Origin of the sequence: Pseudomonas laurentiana (genome assembly GCF_014648275.1) — a bacterium.
Classification (GTDB): Bacteria; Pseudomonadota; Gammaproteobacteria; order Pseudomonadales; family Pseudomonadaceae; genus Aquipseudomonas; species Aquipseudomonas laurentiana.
Genome location: NZ_BMQU01000018.1, coordinates 69,027 through 90,040, shown reverse-complemented (window position 1 = coordinate 90,040; position 21,014 = coordinate 69,027). Strand labels below are relative to the sequence as shown.

Annotated in this window: 17 protein-coding genes; 5 read left to right on the top strand and 12 right to left on the bottom strand. The window is 62.0% G+C overall.

Annotated features, from left to right (window positions below):
- Position 1: 1 nt before the first annotated feature.
- On the bottom strand, positions 2-736 hold the full coding sequence (locus IE038_RS18305) for an SDR family NAD(P)-dependent oxidoreductase (RefSeq protein ID WP_163933960.1): 735 nt from the start codon (positions 734-736) through the stop codon (positions 2-4).
- A gap of 269 nt (positions 737-1,005) precedes the next feature.
- On the opposite strand from IE038_RS18305, the gene IE038_RS18300 reads away from it, so the two are divergent.
- Positions 1,006-1,839, top strand: coding sequence for an alpha/beta fold hydrolase (locus IE038_RS18300; protein ID WP_163933957.1), 834 nt, complete (start codon positions 1,006-1,008; stop codon positions 1,837-1,839).
- Between the two features lie 113 nt (positions 1,840-1,952).
- Here IE038_RS18300 and IE038_RS18295 read toward each other — a convergent pair whose 3' ends face one another.
- From IE038_RS18295 to IE038_RS18275, 5 genes are all read right to left on the bottom strand, one after another.
- Positions 1,953-3,185, bottom strand: a complete 1,233-nt coding sequence (locus tag IE038_RS18295; protein WP_163933954.1) for an NADH:flavin oxidoreductase — start codon at positions 3,183-3,185, stop codon at positions 1,953-1,955.
- Positions 3,186-3,263: 78 nt separating this feature from the next.
- Positions 3,264-4,925 (bottom strand): DUF1302 domain-containing protein, encoded by a 1,662-nt coding sequence (locus IE038_RS18290; protein WP_189396061.1) that lies wholly within the window; start codon positions 4,923-4,925, stop codon positions 3,264-3,266.
- A 99-nt stretch (positions 4,926-5,024) separates the two neighbouring features.
- Positions 5,025-6,632, bottom strand: coding sequence for a FadD3 family acyl-CoA ligase (locus IE038_RS18285; RefSeq protein WP_163933949.1), 1,608 nt, complete (start codon positions 6,630-6,632; stop codon positions 5,025-5,027).
- Positions 6,633-6,652: 20 nt separating this feature from the next.
- Positions 6,653-7,675, bottom strand: a complete 1,023-nt coding sequence (locus IE038_RS18280) for a ferredoxin--NADP reductase (RefSeq protein WP_163933946.1) — start codon at positions 7,673-7,675, stop codon at positions 6,653-6,655.
- A 79-nt stretch (positions 7,676-7,754) separates the two neighbouring features.
- Positions 7,755-8,942 (bottom strand): acyl-CoA dehydrogenase family protein, encoded by a 1,188-nt coding sequence (locus tag IE038_RS18275; RefSeq protein WP_189396060.1) that lies wholly within the window; start codon positions 8,940-8,942, stop codon positions 7,755-7,757.
- Positions 8,943-9,166: 224 nt separating this feature from the next.
- Here IE038_RS18275 and IE038_RS18270 point away from each other — a divergent pair, with 224 nt between their 5' ends.
- From IE038_RS18270 to dmpG, 4 genes are all read left to right on the top strand, one after another.
- Complete coding sequence (locus tag IE038_RS18270; RefSeq protein WP_065761214.1) at positions 9,167-9,940, top strand: glucose 1-dehydrogenase; 774 nt, start codon at positions 9,167-9,169, stop codon at positions 9,938-9,940.
- A gap of 76 nt (positions 9,941-10,016) precedes the next feature.
- Positions 10,017-10,808 carry a fumarylacetoacetate hydrolase family protein gene (locus tag IE038_RS18265; protein WP_163933942.1) on the top strand — a complete coding sequence of 264 codons (792 nt, stop codon included), beginning with the start codon at positions 10,017-10,019 and terminating at the stop codon, positions 10,806-10,808.
- 38 nt (positions 10,809-10,846) lie between these two features.
- The gene (locus IE038_RS18260; protein WP_163933939.1) at positions 10,847-11,776 is read left to right on the top strand and encodes an acetaldehyde dehydrogenase (acetylating); all 930 of its coding nucleotides are present in this window, start codon (positions 10,847-10,849) and stop codon (positions 11,774-11,776) included.
- Positions 11,777-11,786: 10 nt separating this feature from the next.
- Positions 11,787-12,815: a 4-hydroxy-2-oxovalerate aldolase gene (gene dmpG, locus IE038_RS18255; RefSeq protein WP_163933936.1), complete on the top strand. Its 1,029-nt coding sequence runs from the start codon at positions 11,787-11,789 to the stop codon at positions 12,813-12,815.
- A gap of 91 nt (positions 12,816-12,906) precedes the next feature.
- On the opposite strand, the gene IE038_RS18250 is transcribed toward dmpG, so the two are convergent.
- The 6 genes from IE038_RS18250 to IE038_RS18225 all read right to left on the bottom strand — a co-directional run bounded on the left by IE038_RS18250 (position 12,907) and on the right by IE038_RS18225 (position 21,012).
- Positions 12,907-13,740: an SDR family NAD(P)-dependent oxidoreductase gene (locus IE038_RS18250; RefSeq protein WP_163933933.1), complete on the bottom strand. Its 834-nt coding sequence runs from the start codon at positions 13,738-13,740 to the stop codon at positions 12,907-12,909.
- Between the two features lie 11 nt (positions 13,741-13,751).
- Positions 13,752-14,519 (bottom strand): SDR family oxidoreductase, encoded by a 768-nt coding sequence (locus tag IE038_RS18245; protein ID WP_163933930.1) that lies wholly within the window; start codon positions 14,517-14,519, stop codon positions 13,752-13,754.
- A gap of 133 nt (positions 14,520-14,652) precedes the next feature.
- Positions 14,653-15,888, bottom strand: a complete 1,236-nt coding sequence (locus tag IE038_RS18240) for a helix-turn-helix transcriptional regulator (protein WP_189396059.1) — start codon at positions 15,886-15,888, stop codon at positions 14,653-14,655.
- 550 nt (positions 15,889-16,438) lie between these two features.
- A complete protein-coding gene (locus tag IE038_RS18235) occupies positions 16,439-18,814 on the bottom strand; it encodes an efflux RND transporter permease subunit (RefSeq protein ID WP_189396058.1) in 2,376 nt (791 codons plus the stop codon).
- 10 nt (positions 18,815-18,824) lie between these two features.
- Positions 18,825-19,796, bottom strand: coding sequence for a WD40/YVTN/BNR-like repeat-containing protein (locus IE038_RS18230; protein ID WP_163931500.1), 972 nt, complete (start codon positions 19,794-19,796; stop codon positions 18,825-18,827).
- 268 nt (positions 19,797-20,064) lie between these two features.
- A complete protein-coding gene (locus IE038_RS18225) occupies positions 20,065-21,012 on the bottom strand; it encodes a bifunctional OB-fold nucleic acid binding domain-containing protein/MaoC family dehydratase (RefSeq protein WP_163931503.1) in 948 nt (315 codons plus the stop codon).
- Between the last annotated feature and the right edge of the window lie 2 nt (positions 21,013-21,014).

Below are 21,014 nucleotides of genomic sequence, written 5' to 3'. Positions count from 1 at the left end.
CTCAGATAAAGGCCATGCCGCCGTTGACCGCAATGTTCTGCCCGGTCATGAAGCTGGCGTCTTCGCTGGCCAGGAATACCGCCACACGGGCGATTTCATCGGTTTCGCACATGCGCCCCAGCGGGACGTTCTTGAGCAGCGCCTGCATGTGTTCGTCAGGGATACCGGCCATCATCGGCGTGTTGGTCGGGCCGGGTACCAGGGTGTTGACGCGAATGCCACTGGCGGCCAGGTCGCGGGCGATCGAGCGGGTCAGGCCCATGACGCCGGCTTTCGACGCGCAGTAGTGGCTCGGCCCTTCACCGGTCAGGGCGGCCGTACTGGAGAGGTTGATGATGGCGCCCTTGCGAGCCCCCTTGACCATCAACCTGGCACCTTCGCGGCAGCACAGGAAGGTCCCGCCCAGGTTGACATTGATCACCCGCGCCCAGCTCTCGTCCGGGGTTTCCAGGAAGCTGTCGAGGGCACCGACACCGGCATTGTTGACGAGAATGTCGAGGCCGCCAAAGCGTTGCTCGGTTTGCCCCATGGCATCGGCAACCGATGCACTGTCGGCAACGTTGCAGGCCAGGGCCAGCACGCTGTCACCAAGGTCTGCGAGACTGTCGGCCAAGGCGGGCAGGTTGAGATCGACCGCTACCACCTTCGCACCTTCGGCAACGAACCGGCGCACGATGGCCTGGCCCATACCTTGTCCTGCGCCTGTCACGAAGGCCACTTTATTCAGCAACTTCATTGCGTTCTCCTGGATTGACGTGCATCGCAACCCGCTGCAGGTGCAGCGAGCCAGTCACCCGCATGATTAGCTGCCACCCCGTCACGAACATCGTCCGATAGGACTACCGGCACACCGATTGGCGTGGTCTGAACGGACGATGCCGTCAGGGCCACGGCAGCCCAGGATCTGTTTTGCGCAAACCGGGCCGGGCGTAACCATCCCCTTCAGGCATCAATGCGGCCCGGCCGGTAAGCGCCTCATGAACCCGCAGACTCTGGAGAACCCCCATGAATCAAGCCGTAGACCTGCCATTGCCTACAGGCCATTACGCGACCCTGCCCAACGGCCTGCGCCTGCACTACCTGGACGAAGGCAGCGGCCCGGCGGTGCTGTGGCTGCACGGCAGCGGACCAGGCGCCAGTGGCTTCAGCAATTTCAAAGGTAACTACCCGGCGTTCGCCGAAGCCGGCTACCGCAATATCCTGCTGGACCTTCCAGGTTTCGGGCGTTCGGACAAGCCTGAGGATGTGCAGTACAACCTGGACTTTTTCGTTGAGTGCGTAGGTACTTTTCTGGCGCAAATCGACGTCAAGCGCTGCACGATCCTGGGTAACTCCCTGGGAGGGGCGATTGCCCTGGGGTTGGCATTGCAACAGCCCTCACTGGCAGAGCGGCTGATTCTGCTGGCACCCGGCGGCGTCGAAGAACGCGAGACCTACTTCCAGATGGAAGGCATTGTGCGCATGGTTCGCCTGTTCAATGCCGGCCCGATCGGCCTGGAGGAAATGCGCAGCATGATGCGTCTGCAGCTGTTCGATGACTCGATCCTGCCAGAGAGCTTGCTGCTGGAGCGGGTGGCGGTCGCAGTGACGCAACCGAAGAACCTGTTCAGCACCATGATGGTGCCCAACATGGAAACCCGCCTGGGTGAGATCACTTGCCCGATCCTGGGCTTCTGGGGCAGCAACGACAACTTCAACCCGGTCAGCGGTGCCCAGCGCATTATTGACGGTGCCAAAAGTGCCCGTTTCATTGTGCTCAACCGATGCGGGCATTGGGTGCAGGTCGAACATCCCGAGCTGTTCAACCGCAGCTGCATCGACTTTCTGCAGCACGGCTGAGCCGGGGAGCATGGGGCTACACGCGCTGTAGCCTCACCGAGGCGTACCGAGGATGCGCTGACCTATAGGGGTTCACGCATCCTTGAGGAGCCTGGGCAGAACCAGATGACCGCCTACTGGGCCGCTGCCGGTTGCCGGTTCAGCTCGGCATCGCCAGGCTTGCCCAGTACACACGAGGTGCCGCCTGGCGTGTACATCATGGCCACGCAGCGGTTGCAGGCGGTGCAGATCGAGTTTTTGCTGGCCCCGCTGGCCAGTTTGTTGACGTAGTCGTGCTCCGCCAACAACACCCGCCCCATGGCGATCAGGTCAAAGCCCTCGGCCATGATCCGCTCGATGCTACTCAGGCTCTTCGCACCGCCCAGGTAGGCCAGCGGCATCTTCACCGCTGCACGCACCTTGCGCGCGTGCTCAAGCAGGTACAGCTCGCGAAACTCCACCTTCGGGTCGGTCAGCCGCTGAATGGCCATCGCCAGGGCAATCACCGGGTTTTTCTGCTGGACGCGGTTTTCCTTCGGGAACGAGGAGCCGAACATGGTCGTAATCGACTCGGCGTTCATACCGGCACTGAGCACCAGCAGATGCGCGCCCTCCTGTTCCAGCATACGGGCAATCTGGGCACCATCTTCGGCACTGTTCCCGCCGCGCACGCCTTCGGTAATGCTGTACTTGCAGATCACCGCCATGTCCCGGCCAACCGCATCAAGCACCGCACGCAGCACCCGACGCGGGAACCGCAGGCGGTTTTCCAGGCTGCCGCCGTACTGGTCGCGCCGCTTGTTGTACAGCGGCGAAATGAACTGGCTGAGCAAGTAGCCGTGCCCCATGTGAATTTCCACGGCGTCGAATCCGGCCTGCCGGGCCAGTCGTGCAGCTCGGGCGAAATCCTGCACGACCTGCTGCATGTCACGCTCATTCATCGCCTGTTTGAGGAACATGCCGCTCATCATGCCAATTTTGTTGAAGCCGCCACTGGAGGACAACGGACGCGCGGTGGAGCGTTCCCGAATAAAGGTGAAACAGCCTCCGTGGGTGATCTGCGCACTGGCCAGCCCACCCTCTCGGTGTACCGCATCGGTCAACGCCTTGAAGTGCGGCAGGCTCTCAGGCACGAGAATCAGTTGGTTGGGCAGCGTGCGGCCATCGCTGCTCACGGCGCAATAGGCCACGGTGGTCAGGGCTGTGCCGCCATTGACCAGGGCGGCATGCAGCTTGACCAATTGCTTGGAGGGCACGCCCTGGGCACTCATGCCCTCATTGGTCGCGGCCTTGATGAATCGGTTTTTTAACGTCAGTGGGCCAATGGCAATGGGACTGAAGGGGGACGGTGTCGGATGAAGGCTCATGGCAGACCCTTTTCGGCAGCAGATTATCGGAGAATGCCGGCCACGTCTGCGTGAACGCAGCACATGGCCGGCAGTGCATCAGAAGGTGTACTTGGCGTTGAACGACAGGTAATCGCGGTCAGCCAACAAACGCCCTTGGGCGACATCCGGCGAACTGAGGTAAGCCACATAGGTCAGGCCCACCTGGAAGTTGCCCAGGTACTTGAAGTCGCCGCCGACGGTCAGACGCTTTTCATCACGGCCCAGGCCCTGGTAGGCGCTGCCGTCGACGTTCTGCGTCCAGACCACCTTGGTGGTCAGGTCCAGGCCATCGCTGATGGCCGGGTAATCCATGTAGGCACCCACGCCCAGCAGGGTCGAACCACGGGTCTGGGTGTTGGATTCGAACTGGTTGAACGTCCCGTCGATACCTGGGCCACCACCACTGACCACCAAGGTGTCGACCCCTTCGATACGCTGATGCACCACTTCGCCGAGGAAGGTGGTTTGCTGGGCCAGGAAGCTAGGGCCAAGAATGTACGTGGCATTGAGGTTGGCTTGCCACAGCTGGCCGGTCGTGGGGGCACCGTTGTTCAGATAGACCGAAGCGCCGTCGCGGTAACTCAGGTCACCGGCATACTGCACCGAGTCACCGATCTTCGAGCTGAAACTGATCCCCGTCAGTTCGACGTCCTCGAAGTAGCCCAACCGATAGGCCGGCGCCGAAGCCGTGTTCGAGCGCTCGCCGATGCTCTTGAGCGAGGAGTACTGGGTACTGCCGCTGAAGTCGAAGAAGATCGACCCGACCCGCTCGTGGTAGCGGTAATGGAACAGCCCCACCTCGGTGTTTTCGGTGAGCCGGTAGCGCATGCCAAGGCCCCACTGGCCACTGTCGCGGGCATCGACTTCACCGGCATAGTTGACGCCGGTAAAGGTCTTGTCCGGCAGGCTGTTGATCACCCCCGAGTTAAGCCGGAAGAACTCGGCACCCGGGCCGAAGTAATCGCTGCCAAAGTAGTCACCCACCGGGTTGAGCTGAGTCTTCTCCCACTCGTACTGGTAGTAGCCGACCAGCGCCAGGTCTTCGTTGAGCGACCAGGACGCGGACACCTGCCCCACCGGCAGGTAGGAGTCCTTGGCTTCGGTACCGGGTACGTTGAACTTGGTGGCATCCACCGGCGCCTGCCCCTGGCTGATGTTCGGCCAGAACAGGCTTTCACCCCAGGCCACCAGGTGGCGACCGGCCTTGACCGACAGGTACTGGCTATCGGCAACATCGAAGTTGCCATAGACATAGGCGTCGAGCAGACGTGCCTTGCTACCACTGAGGCGACGTGTGTCTTCGCTGAAGCCGTTGGCGCGGCCGATTTTGTTCACGGTATCCGGTGAGTCGTTATCGTTGCGCTCATGGTAGACATCGTCATAGAAATGACTGCCACGCAGCACCGCACCCAGGTTGTCATGCTTGAGCAGCAGCTCGCCAAACAGGCTGACACGGTTGTTGATCATCGAGCCACGGTCGAAGTTACGCGTACCGTCGTCGTTGTTCAGGTCGTTGAGGTATTGGTGTGCCGGCTTGGCAGTACGTACCGATGCGGTGTAGTTGACGGTCAGCGACGAGTCCAGGGTGGTGTTTTCGCCCAACTCGATGGTTGGCCCGGCGCTGGCGGTACCGCTGGCCAGCGCAACAGCCATGGCCAGCAGACAGCGCCCGCGAATACCATTGGCCGCGCTCAGCGCTGCAGGGTTCAACGTAGACATGCTCCTCTCCTTTCTTGTTGTTTTCCGGTTTGCGGGCCCAGTCTGAAAAACTGCCCGGGCCTGCGCATCGTCCGTTTGGTTACGACAGCGTGCTGCCCGTCAGCCTTGGTTAACCGCAGCCCGCAGTTCGTTCTTGGCGACCTTGCTCGAAGGATTGAGTGGCAGCGCATCGAAGAAGCGCACCTGACGCGGCACCTTGTAGTTGGCCATGCGGTCGCGACTCCAGGCGATCAGCTCGCTTTCATCCAGTGTCTGGCCTTCACGCAACACTACGCAGGCACAACCGACCTCGCCCATGCGCACGTCCGCAACGCCAATGACCGCGACCTGGGCAATGGCCGGGTGGGCGATCAATGCGGCTTCGATTTCTGCCGGATAGCAGTTGAAGCCCCCAACGATGTACATGTCTTTCAGGCGGTCAGTGATGATCAGGTTGCCCGCTTCATCCAGGCGCCCGACATCGCCGGTGTGCAGCCAGCCGTCAGCGTCGATGGCTTCGGCAGTGGCCTCGGGGTTCTCGAAATAGCCCTGCATGACATGGAAACCGCGCAGGCAGATTTCGCCGGTTTCCCCGTTGGCCACGGCCTGGTTATGCGAATCGCGGATGCTCACTTCAGTACCGGCAATCGGTCGCCCGCTGGTACTGGCAATCACCTGCGCCGAGTCCTGCGGATCGCAAAGCGTCGCCAGGCCGCCACATTCGGTCAGCCCGTAGGCGGTGGTCACCACGCTGAAACCCAGTTCGTTGCGCATGCGCTCAATGAGGCTCGGCGGAATACTGGCCGAACCGGTTACGGCGATCCGCAGGCTGGAAAGGTCGGTTTCGGCCAGGCGCGGGTGCGCCAGCAGCGAAAGGTAAAGGGTCGGCGCACCAGGCAAGACACTGATGCGCTCGTTGGCAATACGCTGGAACACCGCATCGGCATCGAACACCGCGTGCGGCAGAATGGTTGCCCCGGCAATCAGGCAGGTCAACCAACCGGCCTTGTAGCCAAACGCATGGAAGAATGGGTTGACGATCAGGTAGCGGTCACCCGGCACCAGGCCAATCACCTTGACGTATTCGCTGAACGCCCGCAGGTTCTGCCCATGGCCGCTCATCACGCCCTTGGGTTTGCCTGTGGTGCCCGAGGTGAAGAGCAAATCGCACATCGCCTGCGGCTCGATGGCCAGCGCCCGACGTCGCGCGGCCTCGGTGTCATAGGTGGCAGCGCCCAGCAGAAACTGCTGGAAGCTCAGATCGCCAGGGCGCGGCGGCGTGTCACTGGCCAACACCACCAGATGCTCCAGGCTGGCGGGACGATGAGGTGCGAGCATTGCCGGGTAATCGACATCGAGAAAGCGCTGCTGGACGAACAGCACCCGGCAGCCACTGCGCGCCAACACATCAGCGGCCTCGGCGCCTTTCATGCGGGTATTGATGGGCACCAGCACCGCACCGGCACAATGGATACCCAGCGCGGCGAGGATCCAGTCACGGCTGTTCGGCGCCCAGACCCCGACCCGGTCTCCGGCCTGAATACCCAGCGCCATCAAACCACGGGTGATGGCCAGCGCCTGATCGGGCAAATCGGCGTAGTCCGTACACTGACCATTTTCTTCAATGGCCGTGCGTCCAGCGAACCGTTCAGCGCTGGCAAACAGTAATTGGGCAATGGTCGTCGGCGCGTCGATCACGGGCGGGGAACACATCAGGCTCTGATTCATCGTGGGCTCGGTCATCTGCATCAATCGGGAAAGCGGATACGCAGTTGCGTACTGGTCGGCACGGCCTGGCAGGCGAGGATCCAGCCTTCGGCCAATTCGTCGTCATCCAGGGCATCGTTGTGCAGCAGTTCGACGTCGCCGCTTTCCAGCGTGCACATGCACGAGGCGCAGCCACCGACACGGCAAGCACTCGGCGGGTTCAGCCCGGCGCGTTGCATGGCGGCCAGCAGGGTTTCACCGCTGTCGCAGGCCAGGCTGTGTTCCTCACCGTCGAGGTGGACGGCCAGTTGCGCGGCCACGGCAGACTCACTGCTGGCAGCCAATGGCAGCTCACCTTCGCCCGGCAACGAAACGAAGCGTTCCACATGCACCCTGGCATCGGGCATGCCCAGGCTCTTCAGGGCACTGACTGCAGCGTCCATGAACGGGCCAGGGCCGCAAATAAACGCCTGCGCATCGATGAACGGCCGGGCCAGCTCGGCCAGTTGCCCGACGGCTGGAATGCCCTGTACCGAATCAAGCCAGTGAACGATTTGCAGACGTTGCGGATGAGCACTGGCCAGAAACCTGAGCTCATCGCGAAAAATCACCGAACCTTCATCGCGGTTGGCGTAAATCAGCAGGATTCGCCCCTGCCCTGCCAGGAGTGCCGAACGCAGAATCGACAACACAGGGGTGACCCCGCTGCCGCCACCAAAGAGCAACAAGTCGCTGTCCAGGTTACGCGGCACAAACACGCCCGCAGGTGGCAGCACCTGCAGGGTCTGCCCCTCCTGCAGCTCACTGCAGAGCCAGTTCGAGGCACGGCCCTCATGCACACGCTTGACCGTCACACGCAACGGTTCATCCAGCATCGGCGTACTGGACAACGAGTAACAGCGGGGTAACCAGCCATCTGCGAACGGGACCCGCAGCGTCAGGAATTGACCGGGTCGATAACGAAAGCGTTCGGTCAGGTGCTCGGGTACGTCGAACACCAGAGAGCGAGCGTCGGCCGTTTCCTCGATCACCCGCGCCACGCGCAAGGCAAGATAATCATTCATAGGTCAGGTACTCATTACTACCCGCCTGCCGGGGGACAGGCGGGTGTAGCCGCGATGGTGTTGGAACGGCCGGACCGCCTCAGACGTACGGGTCTGGGTTGGGCAAGCCCAATTGCACCGCGCCGAAGGCGCGACCGTAGGCCATGAAGTTGTTGGCGATGTGCCCACGGGCCTGGTGCAGGTCACGGAACAGCCGGGCGACCGGGTTGGTGTTGTACAGGCCGGACGCGGCCATGCTGCGCAGCAGGTCATTCACCTTGTCGGCGCAGACGTTGGTGACATAGGCAGACTGGTAGCGATACAGCAGTCGGGTTTCGGTGTCCGGGTACTCGCCGGCCCTGGCCAGACTCATCAGGTGCTCGTAGTTACGCTCCAGTACCAGCTTCAGGCTGTCGACAGTGATCGTCGCTTCGGCCACTGCGGTTTGCGCTACTGGATCATCCGCCGTGCGGGCGCCGTGCTTGCCAATGTGCTTGGCGGCATTGGCGCGAAACTCATTGATCGCCCCTTGCAGCGCACCGATGGCCGAGGTCGAGACCGCTCGGGAGAACACCTGGGCAAACGGAATGGCATAGATCGGATTGGTGTTGACCAGACGCCCTGGCGTGGCCTCGACCGCGCAGTTGTTGGTGCGCTGAACCCGGTGTGCCGGCACAAACACATCCTCGACGAGAATGTCGTGGCTGCCGGTACCGCGCAGCCCGAGCACCTCCCAGTTGCGCTGAATACGGTAGTCGCTGCGTGGCAGCAGGAAGGTGCCGTGTTCCGCCGCGACCTCACCCTCGGCGGGCAGGATGCCGCCCAGCAGTACCCACTGGCAGTGCTCGCTGCCACTGGAGAAGCTCCACTGACCGCTGATGCGGTAGCCACCTTCGACCACCGTGACCTTGGCCGACGGCATATACGTCGAGGAAATCAGCGCATCATGATCGTTGCCCCAGACGTCACGCTGGGCTTCGACAGGGTAGCGTGCCAACTGCCACGGGTGGACCCCCATGACACCGTAGATCCAGGCCGTGGACATGCAGCCTTCGGCAAGAATCATCTGGATCTCAAAAAAGGTTCGCGGGTCGACTTCATAGCCACCGAACGCACGCGGCTGCAGGGCCCGCAGCAGCCCGGCCGATTGCAATTCGGCAACGCTTTCCTCCGGGACCTTCAAGTCGCGGTCGGCCTGTGCCGTGCGCTCCTTGAGTGCCGGCACAAGGCGCCGAGCACGTTCGATCAGTTCGAGTTCGTCCTGGGTCCTTTCTCGCATGCTTTGCATCACTCAATTCTCCCAATCTCGCTGCGCCGGTGCGCGAGCCGTGATTGATCATCGGGTCGAGTGGCAGATCGTTCATCGTCAAAGCGGACTAGGACACCCGGTGCTGCAAAGGGCGCAGCTCAATGCGTTAGTCCATTGAGACGATGCACCTGCGAGTCAGTCTCGGGATATTCAGTCCATTGAAAGCCCGTTCAACCCAATCCCTACCCGAGGAAGGACACCCCATGAGTATCCTGCAGCGTTTCCACCTGGACGGTAGCGTCGCCATCGTCACCGGCAGCGGCCGAGGCATTGGCCGCGCCATTGCCCTGGCCTATGCCGAAGCAGGTGCCGATGTCGTCTGCTCCGCGCGCTCGCTTGAAGATGTGCAACGCGTTGCCGAGGAGGTGCGCGCCTTGGGCCGCCGTGCCCTGGCCATCGCCTGCGACGTTAACGACAGCGAGCAGCGCAAGGCGCTGGTCAGCCAGAGCCATGAACAGATGGGGCGGATTACTCATCTGGTCAACAACGTCGGTGGCGGCGGTCCCAACGATCCGTTGAGCATGAGCCCGGAACAGTTCGACGAGATCCTGCGCTTCAACGTCTCCACGGCCTACGCCTTCTGCCAACTGTGCGTGCCGCTGATGCGTGAAGCCGGTGGCGGCAACATCGTCAACATCAGCTCGGTCGCCGCCCGCTACTCGCAGCGGCATTTCAGCGCGTATGGCGCTGCCAAGGCAGCCCTGAGCCACTTGACCCGGTTGTTGGCACAGGATTTTGCCCCACTGGTGCGAGTCAATGCCGTCGCGCCCGGCCCCACCCTGACCGAAGCGCTGAACGGCGTGATGCCGGCGGCCATGCGCCAGACCATGGAAGCCAACACGCCCCTCAAATGCCTGGGCAGCCCGGAAGATATCGCCGCGGCCGCCCTGTACCTGGCCAGCCCGGCCTCGGCCTGGGTCAGCGGAAAAATCATCGATGTCGACGGCGGCGCGGACTCCACGGTCTGGCCCGGCTGAACATCGCCCTTTTTGGCCGGCGCCTTGAACCCGTTGGGCCCGGCCCTTTTATTCCTTTCACACAGAGCACCCCGTCATGGACGCCCACTTGATCAACGCACTCGGTGACGAACTGTTCAACGCCCTGCGCACACGCCAGACGCTCCCTCCGCTGACCCGCCGGTATCCGCAGATCACCCTTGAGCAGGCCTACCGGATTTCCCTGCACTTTTTGCAACGCCGCGAAGCCCTCGGTGAGCGCGTGATCGGTAAAAAAATCGGTGTCACCAGCCGTGCCGTACAGGAAATGCTCGATGTCCACCAGCCGGACTTCGGCTTCCTCACCGATGCCATGCAGGTCGAGGATGGCAGCGATGTCAGCCTGGCTCACTACAACCTGATTCAACCGCGTGCCGAAGGCGAAATTGCCTTCATTCTCGGCGAAGACCTCCAAGGCCCGGGTATCAGCGCCGAAGACGTGCTGGCCGCAAGCCAATGGGTCGTGCCGTGCTTCGAGATCGTCGACTCACGTATCGACAACTGGCAGATCCGTATTCAGGACACCGTGGCCGACAACGCCTCCTGCGGCGTGTTCGCCCTCGGCCCGCAACGCATTGACCCGCGCGGGCTGGACCTGGCCCGGGTCGAGATGCAGCTGTCCAAGAACGGCCAACCGGCAGGCAGCGGCCTGGGGTCGGCGGTTCAGGGCCACCCGTGTGCAGCGGTGGCCTGGCTGGCCAACACCCTGGGCGAACTCGGCATTCCGTTTCGTCGCGGCGAAATCATCCTCTCGGGCGCATTGGCGCCGCTCGTTCCGGTTGTGGCGGGCGACCGAATCAGCCTTTCCATGAGCGGGCTGGGCCAGACCAGCCTGCGCTTCGTGCCCTGAGTGAACCCTTTGCAATCCCTCCCCTGGAGCCATAGACAATGAGCAAGAAGATCAAATGTGCGCTGATCGGGCCAGGCAATATTGGCACCGACCTGCTGTACAAACTGAAGCGCAGCGACGTACTTGAGCCGGTCTGGATGGTCGGTATCGACGCCACTTCCGAGGGCCTTGCACGGGCCCGCGAGCTGGGCCTGAAAACCACCGCTGACGGGGTCGACGGCTTGTTGCCCCACGTTCTCGAAGACCAGATACAGATCGCCTTCGACGCCACATCCGCCTATGTCCACGAACAGAACTCGCGCAAGCTCAATGCCTTGGGCGTGCTGATGATCGACCTGACCCCCGCCGCCATCGGCCCGTACTGCGTACCACCGGTCAACCTCAAGACCAACCTCGGTCTGGGCGTGATGAACGTCAACATGGTCACCTGCGGCGGCCAGGCGACCATACCGCTGGTGGCGGCAGTATCCAGCGTGCAACCCGTGGAATACGCCGAAATCATCGCAACCGCAGCGTCCAAATCGGTCGGCCCGGGCACGCGCAAGAACATCGACGAGTTCACCCGCACGACGGCCAGCGCAGTGGAACAGGTCGGCGGTGCGAAAAAAGGCAAGGCGATCATCATTATCAACCCGGCAGAACCGCCGCTGATCATGCGCGACACCGTGCATTGCCTGACCGAAACGGAACCCGACCAGGCGGCCATCACCGCCGCTATCGAGGCAATGATCCTGCAGGTGCAGCGCTATGTACCCGGCTACAAGCTGGTAAACGGCCCGGTGTTCGAGGGCAACCGCGTCTCGGTGTTCATGGAGGTCGAAGGCCTGGGTGACTACCTGCCCAAGTACGCCGGCAACCTCGACATCATGACCGCCGCCGCCGCGCGCACCGCCGAAATGTTCGCCGAAGAAATCCTCAAGGGCGAACTGGTCCTGCACGCCACTCACACCCAACCTGCCCTCGCCTAAGGAGTTGACCATGGATCTTCGCGGCAAGACCATCACCGTTCATGACATGTGCCTGCGCGACGGCATGCACCCCAAGCGTCATCAGATCAGCCTGCAACAGATGAAAGACATTGCCTGCGGCCTGGATGCGGCTGGCGTCCCCCTGATCGAAGTCACCCACGGCGACGGCCTGGGCGGCAGCTCGGTGAACTACGGTTTCCCCGCGCACAGCGACGAGGCCTACCTGTCGGCGGTGATCCCGTTGATGAAGCGGGCCAAGGTCTCGGCCCTGCTACTGCCGGGGATCGGCACCGTCGACCACCTGAAGATGGCCCATGAGCTGGGCGTCAACACCATTCGCGTCGCCACCCACTGCACTGAAGCCGATGTCAGTGAGCAGCATATCTCCCACGCCCGCAGCCTGGGCATGGACACCGTAGGCTTCTTGATGATGGCCCACATGAACAGCCCGGAAGGCCTGGTCAAGCAGGGCAAGTTGATGGAAAGCTATGGCGCCAACTGCATCTACCTGACCGACTCCGCAGGCTACCTGCTGCCCCATGACGTCAGCGCGCGGGTAGCGGCGATGCGTGCAGCACTGAAACCGGAAACCGAGATCGGCTTCCATGGCCACCACAACCTGTCGATGGGCGTGTCCAACTCGATTGCTGCCATCGCAGCAGGTGCCACCCGCATTGACGCGGCCTGCGCCGGTCTGGGCGCAGGTGCGGGTAACACGCCAATGGAAGTGTTGGTCGCCGTGTGCGACCGCATGGGCATCGAGACCGGTGTCAGCGTGTTTGGCATCCAGGACGTTGCCGAAGACCTGGTCGTACCCATCATGGACTTCCCGATCCGTAGCGACCGCGATGCACTGACCATGGGTTATGCCGGGGTCTATGGCTCGTTCCTGCTGTTCGCCAAGCGCGCCGAGAAGAAGTACGGCGTCTCGGCACGGGAAATCCTCGTCGAAATGGGCCGTCGCGGCATGGTAGGTGGCCAGGAAGACATGATCGAGGACACGGCCATGACCCTCGCCCGCCAACGCCGCCAGGCCTGAGCAACGACCTATCCGCTGATTCTGCCCTCCAGCGTTATTGGCGACCTTGGTCGCCAATAACGTTACCTTCAGGTATCAACACATCACAGCTTCAACGCCAATCGGCAACGATGCCGTGCTCCAGTGCAAAGGGCTGGGCAGCGATGGTTCGACGCTGGTAACGGGGTGCCTGCTCTGCCGTCGCCAACCAGAGCATCACCTCGGCGGGAACCTGCGGCGGTGCGCTACCGGCACGCAAGGCGATCACACCCTTGTCACCAATGGTCGCCTTGAGTGCGTCGGTGGTCACGACACCTGGGTTGAGGGTGTAGGCACAAACCCCGGTATCCCCCAATTCCACCGAAAGAATCCCTGAAAGACGCGATACCGCCGCCTTGCCGGCCCCATAGGCATATCCCCAACCGCCCTTGCCGGCAGCCACGGGCGGGTCACTCTCACCGGCACCGGACGTGACGTTGATGACGACCCCCGAGCCCTGCTGGACCATCTGCTCGGCCACTGCCCGGGTCAGCAGGAACGGCGTCAGGATGTAGCCCTTGTACATCCGCTCCAGCGTTTCCGGCTCCAGGGCCATGAAGCCCGCGTTGAGGTCGTTGCCCTGGTAGATCGCGTTGTTGATCAGCACATCGATCCGCCCGTACTCGGCCAGCACCGCCTCACAGGCGCCGATGGCCGATGCACTGTCGAGCAGGTCCATGGGCACGACCAGTACCCGCCGCCCCAGCGCCCGGATCGCTTCGGCGGTACCATTGAGACTGCCGGGCAGTGGTGCGCCGGCGGCGTCACGCAGGGCATGCGGATGCTGCTCACCTTCGTCGAGGGTACGTGCACTGATCGCCAGGTCGAAGCCGGCCCGCGCAAATGCCAATGCCGCCTCGCGACCGATGCCACGGCTGGCACCGGTAATGAAAGCCACCTTGTTCATGGGGAGTCCTTTTAGAAACGCTGTGGGCGAACCATGGCGTCCATGCCGCCATCGATGAACACCACACTGCCATGGATGAACGCAGCCTGCCGGGATTGCAGGAACGCCACCAACGCGGCGATTTCCTGCGGATGCCCGGCTCGGCCCAGGGGTGCAACAAAATCACGTACTGCCTTGCCAAAGCGTGCGTCGTCCAGCGATGCCTGGTGCAGTGGGGTTTCCACCGCCCCCGGCGCCACCACGTTCAAGCGGATACCTTTGCTCGCCCAACTGGATGCCGTGCGCCGGGCGTGATGGGTGATCGCATACTTGGAGCAGGCATAGGCCACATGGGGCTGACCAAGGGCATTGGCCAGTTCCAGCGCATAGGGCTCATCACCGGCGAGCATCGCCTCGGTCATCGGCTGCTGATCGGCACCGGCCTGGGTCGCGGCCACTGAACCGATCACCAGCGCAGCCGGGCTATCGCCTTTAGCCAACGCCCCGGCCAGGCCACCCAGCAACTGGCTGACGCCGAAATAGTTGACCGCCGGGATCAACCCGCAGGACGGGGCCGTTACCCCGACACCCGCACAACAGACCAGGCCGTCGAGCACCCCACCACTGAGCTCAAGTACCTGGGCAATGGCGGCCTCACGACCCTGTGGTGTTGAGAGATCGGCAATCACCTCGGCATTGCTGCGGTCGATTCCGATGACGCGATGTCCGGCGGCGCGCAATGCAGTGCTCACCGCGGCACCGATTCCCGAAGCGCTGCCGCTGATAGCTGTAACTGGCATAGGTATTCTCCGTGATAAGTCCGGGCAGTATCGAGAGACCGACCACGAGGCTGCATCGTCTGTGCGGACTAAGGTTTTCAGGGTCATGGCGGCACCGGGGCAACCCCCTGCCGCCCGGTAACAGAACGGTGATTCAAGCCTGACGACAGGCGGCTACTGCCAGTTTCGGCGGTGGAACCTTGAGTTTTTCAACCACCTTGAGGGCGACCTTGGGCTTGCCCAGCGCCACGACACTGTTGAGCATGATGCGCACCAGCTCAGTCTGCCGGCGCACACCGGTCTTGGAGAAAATCGAACGCAGATGGGCACGTGCGGTGTTGCGTCGGATGTTCAGCACTTCGGCCGCTTCCTCCAGGGACAAACCGTTGGCCAACTCCATTGCCAGGGCGGTCTCGGCCCTGGTCAGGTTGAACAACTGCTTGGTCACCACTTCGCTGGCCAGCGACTTGCTCGCGGCATCGCGGATATACACCAGTGCGGCGGGCTTGCCCTTCTCGTCTGCCCAGTCCAGCGAGGGAATCGATTCAACCACAAGGCCGAGGTTGACCAGCCCGGACGGTCGCGTGACAGACATGGCCTCGGCGCTCTTGGGGGCATCCGGGGAAAATGCGGCGCGAATCAGCCGTTGCAGCTCGCGATTGTCACTGGGGTAGCTTGCCTCAAGGCGCCCGCCGACCAACTTCAACCCATCGGCGTTGGCCAGAATATCCTGGGCGACCGGGTTGACCCGCAGCACACTGCCGCTTTCATCCAGCACCAGGGTTGCCACCGACAGCCGACTGATTGCCTGGGAGTAGAGTTCACTCAACGACTCACTGCGATCCAGCAAGTTATGCACCTGCAATGCCCGCCGCAGGTGCGGGAGGAACACACCGCACAGTGCCCGTTCGTTGGCCGAGAAGTTGGGCGCGTGCTTGGGACGGGTAATGCGAAAGCGCAACTTGCCGCCGTCCGGGGTGGAAATATCGGCGCCCATCACGTGGTACACCCCTTGCGGGCCACAGAACATCTTGAAGTAGGCGCTGTGCTCCCATTCCGAGGACGTCATGATGTCGTCGACCGTGAACACGTAATCCAGCGGTTGATTGGCAAACGGGGTATTGGTCTGGGGGTAGGTCATGTAGCTGACGTCGCCAGCACCTTCGATGTCGCCGGCGATGATCATCACACCCATGTCCGGTTGGTCCGGTACTCGCAGGATCAGTGTGACGTAGTTGGCATCGTAGAGTGTGCGGAAGCTCTTGAGGGCTCGCGCCATCAACTTCGGATCGAGGGCCCCTTCATAGACTTCACCGACCAGGCGGTCGTATTCGCTCAGGTCAAGGCCGACGCTGGCCAGAACCTCATGGGTCAAGACTGCACTTACCATAGTCTTCTCCGCGCTCGGGTAAGGCACAGTGACCTTCCCTTGTTATTTTTATAATTTCGGCTTGAGGGCAGCACGCCCCCTTTTTGACCACACGCTGCTTGCAACGGCCCTGCAACAAGGCTGGCGTCACAGTCTCTCTGCCCACTACGTAGTCCACAATAGGCGTTGAGGTTTTATTTTTGGTAACTGAATGTCTACGACCACCCACTAACAAGCCCTGCCACAGAAAAAGCGGTGTTCTGCACGGATCCCTGTGGGAGTTGGCTTGCCAACGATGCAAGCACCGCGCATTCACTGGCACCGCGCCGACGCTATCGCAGGCAAGCCTGCTCCCACAGAAAAAGCAGTGTTCTGCACGGCCCCCCGTGGGAGTTGGCTTGCCAACGATGCAAGCACCGCGCATTCACTGGCACCGCGCCGACGCTATCGCAGGCAAGCCTGCTCCCACAGAAAAAGCAGTGTTCTGCACGGCCCCCCGTGGGAGTTGGCTTGCCAACGATGCAGGCACCGCTCAGTTACTAGCACCGCGCCCACAAGACCTCTTGCCTGCTCACTGGGTCTGGGCCAGGGGACTGTCCGTGGCGACCAGCCGGCGCCCACGGTTGAACCAGGCCGCCAGCGCCGGTAGCAGGAATATCGCACCCAATACGTTGACCAGGAACATGAAGGACAACAGCACGCCCATGTCTGCCTGAAACTTCAGTGGCGCAAAGGCCCAGGTACACACCCCAATCGACATGGTCAAGGCGGTGAACACTGCTGCCGTCCCTCGTTGGCACATCGCCTCATAAAACGCCTCGCGCAGGCTCGATCCACTGGCCATTTCGTGCTGGATACGTTCATACAGGTAAATGCCGTAATCGACCCCCACTCCCACTCCCAGCGCCATCACCGGCAAGGTCGCGACTTTCAGGCCAATGCCGAGCATCGCCATCAGCGCGTTGCAGAGGATCGCTACAATGGCCAACGGCACGAGAATGCACAGTACCGCGCGGACCGAGAGGAACGTCAGCCAGCAGAACAGCGCCACCGAACCAAAGAGCGCCGCCAACATGATGATCTCTGCCCGTTTCACGGCTTCGTTGGAGGCGGCCATCACGCCCACGTTTCCACCCGCCAGGAGGAACTCGACCTGTGGTGTGCGGACCTCGGCGATGATGCGCTTGGCTTCATTGATGGCATGGGCCACGGTGGCGCCTTCGTGGTCGGCCAGGAACACCAGGATCTGCATTTGCTGACAGCCGTCGGTGACCAACCCGTCGTCCGGCATGTAGGCCCGCGCGCCCTGGCTCAACCCCCGCGCCGAACCGGGAATCGCCGCCCAGCGTGGATTACCCTCGTTGTTGCCGGCAATGACCCGCTTGCCCATGCCGGCCACGCTCTGGACCGACTGCACACCGCTGACGGCACGCATGCGGAAATCGAAGGCTTCCACCGCACGCATCACTTCCGGTGACAGGCAGCCTTCTTCGATGCCCTTGACCTCGACAAATACCGACATGACATCGAGGCCGATCGAGTAGCTGTCGACAATCTTGCGGTTGTCCTGGTTGTAGCGTGAGTCGGCCCTGAGCTCCGGTGCGCCGGCACCGATATCGCCCACCGCCAGATCACGTGCCTTGTAGGCCCCGGCCACCAGCAGCAACAGGCTGATGGCGAACACGCTCAGTGCCGGTCCTGGCTCGGCCAGCGCGGACAGCCGCCACCACAGGCGATGCCTGCCGGTCTGACGGGTTTGTGCCTGCCGAATCAACCCAGGCTCCAGGCGCAGGTAGGAGATGATCACCGGCAGCATCAATTTGTTGGTGATGATCATCAGCATTACGCCAATACAGGCGGTCACGCCCAGTTCATGCACGATCGGGATATCGATCAACATGATCACCGCAAAACCCAGAGCGTTCATCAACAGCGCCAGGGAGCCAGGAATGAAGATCTTGCAGAACGCCGAATGTGCGGCCCGCAACGAGTCGCTGCCGGCAACCACGTCCTGCTTCCAGGCATTGGTCATCTGTACCGCGTGGGATACACCGATGGAGAAAATCAGGAACGGCACCAGGATCGACATCGGATCGATGCCAAGCCCCAATAGCGGCAACAAACCCAGTAACCAGACCACCGGCAACAAGGCCACCACCAGCGCAACCACGGTCAGGCGCAAGGAACGCGAATAGAGCCAGAGCAGCAGCCCGGTAATCACGAAGGCGATCACAAAGAAGCCGATGACCGTGTTCAACCCCTCGACCACGTCGCCGACCAGCTTGGCAAAACCGACAATGTTGATTTCGACCTGCTCATTGCTGTACTTGTGGCGAATTTCTTCAAGACGGCGGGCAACTTCAGCGTACTTGACGGGTTCGCCGGTCTGCGGGTCGATATCTTGCAGGTCGGCGCGCACCATGGCCGATTTCAGGTCATTGGCCAGCAGGCGACCGATCTGCCCGGACGCGGCGGCGTTGCTGCGCACCTGTGCCAGGTCCTCCTCGGTGCCGCTGAACCGTGGCGGTACCACCACATCACCGAAAAAGCCTTCCTCGGTGATTTCGATGTAGCGCACGTTGGTGGTGAACAGCGAGGTAACGCTGGCGCGACTGACCCCGGAAATAAAGAACACGTCGTCGGTGACCTTGCGCAAGGTGTCGAGGAATACCGGGTTGTAGATGTCCCCCTCACCTTTCCAGTGCACGCTGACCAGGAACCGGTTGGCACCGGTGAAGTACTGGCTGAACTTCAGGAAGTTGACCATGTACGCATGCCGTACCGGAATCTGCTTGTTGAAGCCCGGGTCCAGTTGCGTGTGGGTAGCACTGTAGCCAAGCCCCACGGTTACCAGCACAAACAGCACCAACAATCCCTTGCGCCATGCCATCAGCCGGTCCGCGACTGCTTCGACGCTATGCGTCACCCAGCTTTTACCTTGTTTCATTGCCCGCCTCTCATTTACCTAGGGCGGCAACGCTGCCACCAGAACCCTGGAGTAACCCGCGCTCACCGCCGACCAGCAGACGCGAGCCGACCATCGTCGCCGAGGTCAAGGTGCCAAGCCCGGCCAAGCGACTGACGCCAACCAAGGCGCCGCGTGCATCCAACCGGACCACCGAGCTGCCCGCACCGACAATCACCAGGCCGGAATGGTCGGGCAACAGCACATGCCCGTAGAGCGGCAGTTGGTTACCCACGTTGACCTGTGTCCAGCTATCACCGAAGTCATGGCTGACGAAGACATGGCCGCGCATGCCATAGGTCACCCAATGTTCCGGGCTCAGGCGCACGATGCCGAACAGCGAGCCGCTGTAGAACGCCGGCAAGGTCTGCCAGTGCTTGCCACCATCGCGGGTACGCAGCACCAACCCCTGCTCACCAACCAGCATCCGGCGACCATCAGGGCCACCGTCCATGCTGTTGAGGTGCGCGCTGTCGACGTCGAGCGACAGCTTGCTCCAGCTCAGCCCGGCATCATCGGACTGATAGAACTTGCCGAAACTGCCGAATGCCAGGACGCTCTCGCCACCGGCCGCCCAGACGCCCAGCAGTGGCTCGCCCAATTCAGTGTCATAGCGCATTTCCCGCCAGTGGCTGCCGCTGTCTTCGGAACGCAGGATCCACCCGTCATGCCCGACCGCCAGCAGTCGCTGTTCACCCAACGCCACCAAGGCGGTCAGGGCGACGTCACGCTGCCGATCGACGCTGGCCTGCTGCCAACTCACGCCTTGGTCGTCACTGAGCAGGATGCTGCCACGCTCGCCCACCGCCACCACACGCTCACCCAGGTTCAGCAAGCCGTTGATTTGAACCCGGTCCGAACGCAGCGATAACCGGGCTTGCTCAGGCTCGGTCTTGGGGGAAAAGGTAAACACGATCGTCAGCCCGACAACCAGGCAGACCAGGTATCCGATCACTGAGCGCATGAAGGTCGCTCCTGTTCGTGACACGCATGCAAAGCGGGGGTCATAGGGCCAATCCTCTTGTTCTTGTCAGGCGCCACGCCTTGTCGCGCGGCGAGCTAAGTGGGCATTGCCTAGGGGGATACTCAGCTGTAGGCCCTTTTGAAACATCGTCCAAATGGCTTACAAATTGGCGTGAATGGCATGTGCCAGAAGTGCGGTGTAGAGGTGCGGTGCAGAGGCGCACCGCCCTGCCGCCCACAGCCTTGCCATGGGCGTAAAGCGGGTACGATCAGGCCCGGTAGAGAATCACCAGATCGTTGATGACCGATGGCCGGTCATGGCCCACGACATGGGTGTTGAGCTCCAGCGTCAGTTGGGTGCCTCTGGGGAGCAGTTCGACCTGCTTGACCCGCGCCCGCGAATGGATGCGTGAACCTGCGGGCACGGGTGCCGGGAAGCGCAAACGGTCGGAGCCATAGTTGATCTGGGTACTGAAACCGGTGACTTCGAAATCCAGTGCCAGCTTCATTCGTGACTGCAACACCTGCACCAGGGCGCCATGGGCGATGGTGCCACCGAACGGGCTCTGCAGGCGGGCACGTTCCGGGTCGGTATGAATCCAGTAGTCGTCGCCAGACAACTGTGCAAAAGCGTCGATCAAGGCCTGATCCACGACGATGCTGTTGCTCCAGTCACTGAACTGCTCGCTGACCAGCGCCTGCAAGCTCGCGGCGTCGTTGAAGTCGATCTTGCGCGGCTCGGGTTGCGACGAAACCGGTACCGGTTCGCTGTCAACCGCAGGCAACTGCTCCAGGTTCACGGCATCCTTGTCCAGGCCCGTGAAGCGCAGCAAGCGATTGCCCTTGGCGTCGACCTGGGCAAACACCGGTTTCAGCGGCATGCCAATGTGGATTTCGTCTTCCGCCAAACCGACCAGGTTGGTGTTGATGCGCACACCTTCGGCCAACTCAACGACTGCCAGCTTTTGCGGCATTTCGTCCATGAAGTCGGGCAGCGTGGGAATACGCGTCAGTGTGTAACTGTAAAGCGTCGCGCTGCCCTCGACCTCGCGCCAGGCCAGGTCATGGGCCAGGCAGGCGGGACAATGGCGCCGCGGGTAGAAAACCCAGTGCGCGCAGGCTGTGCATTGCTGGATCAACAGGCGCTTGGCCTTCAGGCCTTCCCAGAAGGGAGCGGAGATTTCCGTCGGAACAGGCATCGGTTTATTGTTGGACATGG